Origin of the sequence: Mangrovibrevibacter kandeliae (assembly GCF_024519155.1) — a bacterium.
GTDB classification, from domain to species: Bacteria; Pseudomonadota; Alphaproteobacteria; order Rhizobiales; family Rhizobiaceae; genus Mangrovibrevibacter; species Mangrovibrevibacter kandeliae.
In genome coordinates, this window is record NZ_JANIFJ010000013.1 from 1 (window position 1) to 3,767 (window position 3,767).

At 57.7% G+C, this 3,767-nt stretch carries 1 tRNA gene and 1 rRNA gene; both read right to left on the bottom strand.

Annotated features, from left to right (window positions below):
* Window positions 1–21: 21 nt before the first annotated feature.
* Window positions 22–2,953, bottom strand: a 23S ribosomal RNA gene (locus NPA30_RS19495).
* A 562-nt stretch (window positions 2,954–3,515) separates the two neighbouring features.
* Window positions 3,516–3,591: transfer RNA gene (locus tag NPA30_RS19500), tRNA-Ala, on the bottom strand.
* Window positions 3,592–3,767 lie beyond the last annotated feature (176 nt).

Consider the following 3,767-nt stretch of genomic DNA (forward strand, 5'->3'; position numbering starts at 1 on the left):
GATGAACATTGGCGAATGAGAATGATCAAGTCGATCGGGCGATTAGTACCGGTCAGCTTCATGCATTGCTGCACGTCCACCCCCGGCCTATCGACGTGGTGGTCTTCCACGGCCCTGATAGGGAGCACTCGTTTCGAGGTGGGTTTCCCGCTTAGATGCCTTCAGCGGTTATCCCGACCGTACATAGCTACCCTGCACTGCGGCTGGCGCCACAACAGGTCCACCAGAGGTACGTCCATCCCGGTCCTCTCGTACTAGGGACAGATCCTCTCAATACTCCAACACCCACGGCAGATAGGGACCGAACTGTCTCACGACGTTCTGAACCCAACTCACGTACCGCTTTAAATGGCGAACAGCCATACCCTTGGGACCTGCTCCAGCCCCAGGATGCGATGAGTCGACATCGAGGTGCCAAACAACCCCGTCGATATGGACTCTTGGGGGTCATCAGCCTGTTATCCCCGGCGTACCTTTTATCCGTTGAGCGATGGCCCTTCCACGCGGGACCACCGGATCACTATGACCGACTTTCGTCTCTGCTCGACTTGTCTGTCTCGCAGTCAGGCGGGCTTATGCCATTGCACTCGACGACCGATTTCCGACCGGTCTGAGCCCACCATCGCGCGCCTCCGTTACTCTTTGGGAGGCGACCGCCCCAGTCAAACTACCCACCATACACTGTCCCGGATCCGGATGACGGACCGCGGTTAGACATCCATGACGATAAGGGTGGTATTTCAAGGGTGGCTCCACGCAAGCTGGCGCCTGCGCTTCAAAGCCTACCACCTATCCTACACATGCCGACACGAATGCCAGTGTAAAGCTATAGTAAAGGTGCACGGGGTCTTTCCGTCTGACCGCAGGAACCCCGCATCTTCACGGGGAATTCAATTTCACTGAGTCTCTGCTGGAGACAGCGGGGAAGTCGTTACGCCATTCGTGCAGGTCGGAACTTACCCGACAAGGAATTTCGCTACCTTAGGACCGTTATAGTTACGGCCGCCGTTTACTGGGGCTTCGATTCAAAGCTTGCACCTCTCCTCTTAACCTTCCAGCACCGGGCAGGCGTCAGACCCTATACGTCGTCTTATCGACTTCGCAGAGCCCTGTGTTTTTGGTAAACAGTCGCTACCCCCTGGTCTGTGCCACCCCATACTGGTTGCCCAATACGGGGTCACGCTTCTTCCGAAGTTACGCGTGCAATTTGCCGAGTTCCTTCAGCAGAGTTCTCTCAAGCGCCTCGGTATGCTCTACCAGTCCACCTGTGTCGGTTTCGGGTACGGTCTATACGGTGGGGCTGTTTCCCGGGACCACTTCGCCGCATCCCCAATCCGATAAGGGCATACGACACACGCGATCCGTCACTCTCCACCAGGCCCACGATTATTAACGTGGTTCCCATCGCCTACGCCTTTCGGCCTCGGCTTAGGGGCCGGCTCACCCTGCTCAGATTAACTTTAAGCAGGAACCCTTGGACTTTCGGCGAGGGAGTCTCTCACTCCCTTTATCGTTACTCATGTCAGCATTCGCACTTCCCATACCTCCACGGCTCCTCACGGATGCCGCTTCATCAGCCTAGGGAACGCTCCGCTACCACCAACCGACAAGTCGGTTGATCCACAGCTTCGGTGCATGGCTTCAGCCCCGGTACATTTTCGGCGCAAAGACCCTTGTTTAGACCAGTGAGCTGTTACGCTTTCTTTAAATGATGGCTGCTTCTAAGCCAACATCCTGGTTGTTTTGGGGTCTTCACATCCTTTCCCACTTAGCCATGACTTGGGGACCTTAGCTGGTGGTCAGGGTTGTTTCCCTCTTCACGACGGACGTTAGCACCCGCCGTGTGTCTGCCGGACAGCACTCGTGCGTATTCGAAGTTTGGTTAGGTTTGGTAATCCGGTGAGGACCCCTAGCCCATCCAGTGCTCTACCCCGCACGGTGTTCATCCGACGCTCTACCTAAATAGATTTCGCGGAGAACCAGCTATTTCCGAGTTTGATTGGCCTTTCACCCCTAGCCACAAGTCATCCCAATCTATTGCAACAGATGCGGGTTCGGCCCTTCAGTGCGTGTTACCGCACCTTCAGCCTGCTCATGGCTAGATCACTCGGTTTCGGGTCTAATCCGACGAACTGAACGCCCTGTTCAGACTCGCTTTCGCTGCGCCTCCACCTATCGGCTTAAGCTCGCTCGCCAGACTAAGTCGCTGACCCATTATACAAAAGGTACGTGGTCACCATCGCAGGCTCCCACTGTTTGTAGGCATTCGGTTTCAGGTTCTCTTTCACTCCCCTTGTCGGGGTGCTTTTCACCTTTCCCTCACGGTACTGGTTCGCTATCGGTCATGCACGAGTACTTAGGCTTGGAAGGTGGTCCTCCCAATTTCAGACAGGATTTCACGTGTCCCGCCTTACTCGAGGACCTAAAAGAACCTTACGTCTACGGGGCTGTCACCCAATCTCGCCAGGCTTTCCAACCTGTTCGACTTTGTTCTCTTAGGCCACTGGCCTGGTCCGCGTTCGCTCGCCACTACTAACGGAGTCTCGGTTGATGTCCTTTCCTGCGGGTACTTAGATGTTTCAGTTCCCCGCGTTCGCTTCTGTCACCCTATTTTATTCAGGTGCAGATACCTTCATGTGATCTCTAGAAACCAGAAGGGTTTCTAGCCGCTCACGCCGGCCTGCCATCGGGCAGTCCGTCTGCGCGAGGCGCGCCGCAACAGCGGCGGGCCGCAATTCGCGGCCTTGCTGCCGCAAGCCCCTCAGGACCGTGCGCGCAAGGCTCAAATCGCCAAACCATTCTGATTTTCTAGAGATCGAAGGTGGGTTGCCCCATTCGGAGATCGCCGGATCAAAGCTCATTCGCAGCTCCCCGACGCTTATCGCAGCGTATCACGTCCTTCATCGCCTGTGCATGCCAAGGCATCCACCAAATGCCCTTAAGACACTTGATCATTCTCATCGCCAATGCCCATCATTTTCCGTCTGCTCACGCCAGCGATCCTGTCGGGGATCGCTGTCTGCGCAGGGCGCGGTCCATCAGGACCGCTCGGAAGAGAGAAGACGAACATCGAGCGTCTCATTCTTCAAAGGACACCGCCTCACCTCCCCCGGGCGTGCAACCCGCGGAAAGCTCCTGCAGCGATGTCCATAAAGACCAGCTTCTCGAGACGGATCCGGGCAATGGGCGGTCAGGCGCCATCGACCATCTGGACGGGATCGATACCCGGAGACGGGCGATGAACCCTTCCCCGCGATCCCTTCCGGCAGACCACCCGCTTGCGCCGGCGATCTCCAGGATCCGTCTTCTCTTCACAATGACAACAACAAGCGATCCCGGCACTCGGCCCGGACCGCAAACACGATCTTCTTCGACTTGGATGATGGTGGAGCCTGCCGACGTCCGGCGCATCGCGCGAGCGCGCTCGCGCCCTCTCGGCTCGGATCGACAGGCGATCCGCCGGCTGACGCCGACCGCCTCGAACCCCCCCTGCTTGCAAAGCCGGACTTCGAAGGTGGTGGAGCCTGTCGGGATCGAACCGACGACCCTCTGCTTGCAAAGCAGATGCTCTCCCAGCTGAGCTAAGGCCCCGTCAGCGTCACCGCTAGCAGCAGCGCTGCGCGACGTAAACCGGGATCGAACCGACGTCCGGCGCATCGCGCCAGCGCGCTCGCGCCTTCTCGGCTCGGATCGACAGGCGATCCGTCGGCTGACGCCGACCGCCTCGAAGCCCCCTGCTTGCAAAGCAGATGCTCTCCCAGCTGAGC